Source organism: Nocardia sp. NPDC058497 (assembly GCF_042720195.1).
In the GTDB taxonomy this organism is placed as follows: Bacteria; Actinomycetota; Actinomycetes; order Mycobacteriales; family Mycobacteriaceae; genus Nocardia.
Genome location: NZ_JBHXMY010000313.1, coordinates 1 through 3,958 on the forward strand (window position 1 = coordinate 1; position 3,958 = coordinate 3,958).

The following is a 3,958-nucleotide window of genomic DNA, read 5'->3' on the forward strand; positions in this document are numbered from 1 at the left end:
GTGAACGGGCGGTCCGCCCGCGGGAATCGATCGATCAGCTGGCGCGGGCGACATCCATTTCGGAGTCACGCGACCGGCGCTTGCGCATCCGCGCGACCGCGGCGGGCAAACCGAGCTTCGTCAGCTCTTTCACTTCGGCGTTGCTGGCGTTGTCCAGGTACTGCTGAACCTCTTCGTCGGGTTCGAGAAGCTTTCGGAGCCGATTCTCGACCCGCTCCATCCCCAGCGCGAACAGCATCAACAGCACTGGGAAGAGCACCACAGCGAGTCCTTGCATGACAGGCAGTAAACACCGTCCAGGTCTCAGATGGAACACAGCGGGCAAACTGAGCACCCAATGTTGTCGTAGTGGTTCCGTATGGTGGACAGGTGCCCGTTTCCCCCGCCACCGCCGCCGCGGACGACGCCGCCCCAGCCACGGAAACGGCCGTCGTTCCCACCGGTATCTCGACGGCGCGCAAGCGCAAGAACCGTGCGATAGCTGCGGAAACGCGGATCGGACTGGTCCGGCGGGCCCGCCGGATGAACCGGACGCTCGGCGAGGCCTTCCCCGGCGCGCACTGCGAGCTGGACTTCACCACCCCGCTGGAATTGGCGGTGGCGACGATTCTGTCCGCCCAGTGCACCGACGTCCGAGTGAACCTCACCACTCCCGCGCTGTTCGCGAAGTACCGCAGCGCGCGTGACTACGCCGAGGCCAACCGTGCCGAGCTGGAGGAATACATCCGGCCGACGGGTTTCTACCGGAACAAGACCAGTTCACTGATGGGGCTCGGGCAGGCGCTCGTCACCGGATTCGACGGTGAATTGCCTCACACGATGGGCGAACTGGTGAAGCTGCCCGGCATCGGGCGCAAAACTGCCAACGTCATCCTCGGCAACGCCTTCGGTGTGCCCGGTATCACGGTCGACACCCATTTCGGCCGGCTGGTCCGCCGCTGGAAGTGGACCGAGGACGAGGATCCGGTCAAGGTCGAACACGCGGTCGGCGAGCTGGTCGAGCGCAAGGAGTGGACGATGCTCTCGCATCGGGTGATCTTTCACGGTCGCCGGGTGTGTCATGCGCGCAAACCGGCGTGCGGCGCCTGCGTGCTCGCCAATGACTGCCCGTCGTTCGGGCTCGGGCCGACCGACCCGGCCGTCGCGGCCGAGCTGATCAAGGGGCCGGAGCGCGAGCACCTGCTCGATATGGTCGGCCTGTGAGTGATTCCACCGAACCGTCGCTGTCGCGGCGGCCCGCCTTGCGCTGGGCACTGGCCGCGCTGATCGTCGTCGTCGCGGCGGCGGTCGCGCTGTGGCCGCGCGGAGGTTCGGAGACAACGGGCCCGGCGCAGACGGCGAAGCAACCGGCGGTGGCGGTCGCCTCGGCCGAGCAGCGCGCGGCCGCCGGCCTGACTCCGTGTCCCACGCCCGCCCCGGGCGCGACCGGCTCGGGACCGCTGGCCGGAATCACCCTGACCTGCCTCGCCGACGGCGCGCCTTTCGACATCGCCGCCGCGCTGGCAGGCAAGCCGGCGCTGCTCAATCTCTGGGCGTACTGGTGCGGCCCGTGCGCCGTCGAGCTGCCCCACCTGCAGGAATTCGCGCAGCGCGCGGGCTCGGAGCTCACCGTGCTGACCGTGCACAGCGATCCCGACGAGGTGAAGGCGCTGGCCCGGCTGGGCGGTCTCGACATCACCCTGCCCGGTGTGGCCGACCCGCAGGCGAGGGTGCGCACCGCCGTCGGGGCGCCCGCGGTGCTCCCGGTGTCGGTGCTCGTGCGCGCGGACGGCACCATTGCCAGCGTCGAGGTACGCACGTTCGCCGATGTCGCCGACATCGCCGACACGGTGGCCGAGGAACTCGGCGTTCGGATCGCGGTATGACGAAGGACGTTGTGATGAACGGTGTGATGCGGTTGGACGAGTCCGGCCTTCCGTCCTGGCTGCGCGCCGCGATCCGGCACGGCGGTCCCGACGCCGACGACACCCTCGCCACCTCCCGCGCCCTGCGCCGCGCGATGTCGATCACCGGCAAGCCGCGGCAGGCCGCGGTGCTCGTGCTGTTCGGCGGTTCACCCGAACCCGATCCCGCCGCACCGGGCGGCCTGCCCGCCGATGCCGACGTGCTGCTCACCCAACGCGCCTCGACCATGCGCCAGCACCGTGGCCAGGTCGCGTTCCCCGGCGGCGCCGAGGACCCCGGCGACGACGGCCCGGTCGGCACCGCGCTGCGCGAGGCCGCCGAGGAGACCGGCCTCGACCCCGCGGGCGTGCAGCCCTTCGCGCTCCTGCCGAAACTGTTCGTGCCGCCGTCGAAGTTCGACGTGACCCCGGTGCTCGGCTACTGGCGGGCACCCAGCGCGGTCGGCGTCGTCGATCCGGCCGAAACCGAGCGTGTCGTCCGTGTTCCGCTGACCGAATTGCTCGATCCGGCACACAGATTCATGGTGCGTGGCAGTCTCGGCTACCAGAGCCCTGCGTTCCAGGTCGACGGCATGCTCGTCTGGGGGCTCACCGGCGGTATCCTCGCCGGCATCATCAAAACGGCTGGGTGGGAACGAGACTGGGATCGGGGCGACGTGCGTGACTTGGAGAGCTCACTGGCTGCGGTCGGAATGACCCTGTGAGCCCCTCGGTATGGCTCGATATCGCGGTGGTGCTGATCGCGCTGGTCGCGGCGTCCACCGGCTGGCGGCAAGGCGCGGTGGCCTCGGCGCTGGCGTTCTTCGGCGTCGCGCTCGGCGCCGTCGCTGGCATCCTGATCGCGCCGCACATCCTCGAGCATCTCAGTGAGGGACGCAGCCGGGTACTCGGCGGCATCCTGCTGATCGTGCTGCTGGTGATCGTCGGCGAGGTCGCGGGCATGGTGCTCGGCCGGGCCGCGCGCACCGGCATTCGTCATCCCGTCGCTCGCGGTGCGGACAGTGTGGTCGGCGCGGTACTGCAGGCGGCGACCGTGCTGGTCGCGGCCTGGCTGCTCGCGCTGCCGCTGGCCACCGCATCCCAGCCGGGGGTCGCCGCCGCCATCAACGGGTCGCGGGTACTCGCCGACGTCAACGCGGTGGCGCCGAACTGGCTGCGCAAGCTGCCCAACGAATTCTCCAAGCTGCTGGACACTTCCGGGCTGCCGGATGTCATCGGGCCGTTCGGCCGGGCGCCGATCGCCGCGGTCGAACCGCCGGACGCGAGCGTGCTCGCCAGCCCCGTCGCGGCCTCGCTGCAGCAGAGCGTGCTGCGCATCCGCGGAGTCGCGCCGAGCTGCCAGCGTGCGCTCGAGGGCTCCGGCTTCGTCGTCGCGCCCGAACGCGTGATGACCAACGCGCACGTCGTCGCGGGGACGAACAGCGTGTCGGTCGACACCGCGCGCGGCGCGATGGAGGCCACCGTGGTGCTGTTCGACCCGTCCAAGGACATCGCGGTCCTCGCGGTGCCAGGGCTGACCGCGCCGGTCGTCCCGCAGGCGCCCGAAGCGGCGCGCTCGGGCGAGAGCGCTATCGTGCTCGGCTACCCGGGCGGCGGGCCGTACACGGCCAGCGCCGCACGTGTCCGCGAGACCCTCGACCTCACCGGCCCCACCATCCACCGCGACGGCACCGTCGAGCGTGAGGTGTACACGGTCCGCGGCCAGGTCCGCGCGGGCAACTCGGGCGGCCCGCTGGTCGACGCCGAGGGCCAGGTCCTCGGCGTGGTCTTCGGCGCCGCGGTCACCGACGACGACACCGGTTACGTGCTGACCCTGCGCGAGGTCGGCGCCGAACTGTCGGCCGCGCAGACCAGAAGCGCGGCGGTCCCCACTGGAGCGTGCGTCCTGAGCTGAGCCGCGGTCTGCGACCGACCCGGCCCCGCACGCCCCGACCTCGAGGAGGGGCAGGCCGCGCAGCGGCCGTCGCGGCCGTCCCGTCGGTCAGGCGCCGTTGCGTAGGCGACGAAGGAGCAAGCAACTGCCGCTGACCGACGGGACAGGAGGGGCCGCGACC

At 71.0% G+C, this 3,958-nt stretch carries 5 protein-coding genes; 4 read left to right on the forward strand and 1 reads right to left on the reverse strand.

Features of this window, described 5'->3' with window-relative positions; all coding sequences use genetic code 11:
* Positions 1–34 precede the first annotated feature (34 nt).
* Positions 35–277 (reverse strand): hypothetical protein, encoded by a 243-nt coding sequence (locus tag ACFWPJ_RS20305; RefSeq protein ID WP_229740069.1) that lies wholly within the window; start codon positions 275–277, stop codon positions 35–37.
* A gap of 167 nt (positions 278–444) precedes the next feature.
* On the opposite strand from ACFWPJ_RS20305, the gene nth reads away from it, so the two are divergent.
* From nth to ACFWPJ_RS20325, 4 genes are read left to right on the forward strand one after another with little or no spacing between them, the layout of a single operon-like run.
* A complete protein-coding gene (nth, locus tag ACFWPJ_RS20310; protein WP_378853528.1) occupies positions 445–1,203 on the forward strand; it encodes an endonuclease III in 759 nt (252 codons plus the stop codon).
* Complete coding sequence (locus tag ACFWPJ_RS20315) at positions 1,200–1,865, forward strand: TlpA family protein disulfide reductase (protein WP_378853516.1); 666 nt, start codon at positions 1,200–1,202, stop codon at positions 1,863–1,865. Before nth ends, ACFWPJ_RS20315 begins: the two co-directional genes overlap by 4 nt.
* The gene (locus ACFWPJ_RS20320; RefSeq protein ID WP_378853518.1) at positions 1,862–2,608 is read left to right on the forward strand and encodes an NUDIX hydrolase; all 747 of its coding nucleotides are present in this window, start codon (positions 1,862–1,864) and stop codon (positions 2,606–2,608) included. The genes ACFWPJ_RS20315 and ACFWPJ_RS20320 overlap by 4 nt, the downstream gene beginning before the upstream one ends.
* Positions 2,605–3,798: a MarP family serine protease gene (locus tag ACFWPJ_RS20325; RefSeq protein ID WP_378853520.1), complete on the forward strand. Its 1,194-nt coding sequence runs from the start codon at positions 2,605–2,607 to the stop codon at positions 3,796–3,798. Before ACFWPJ_RS20320 ends, ACFWPJ_RS20325 begins: the two co-directional genes overlap by 4 nt.
* The last annotated feature ends 160 nt before the right edge of the window (positions 3,799–3,958 follow it).

Coding starts and splice junctions, on each gene's coding strand:
- ACFWPJ_RS20305 (WP_229740069.1), bottom strand. CDS start 277: ATGCAAGGACTCGCTGTGGTGCTCTTCCCAGTGCTGTTGATGCTGTTC.
- ACFWPJ_RS20320 (WP_378853518.1), top strand. CDS start 1,862: ATGACGAAGGACGTTGTGATGAACGGTGTGATGCGGTTGGACGAGTCC.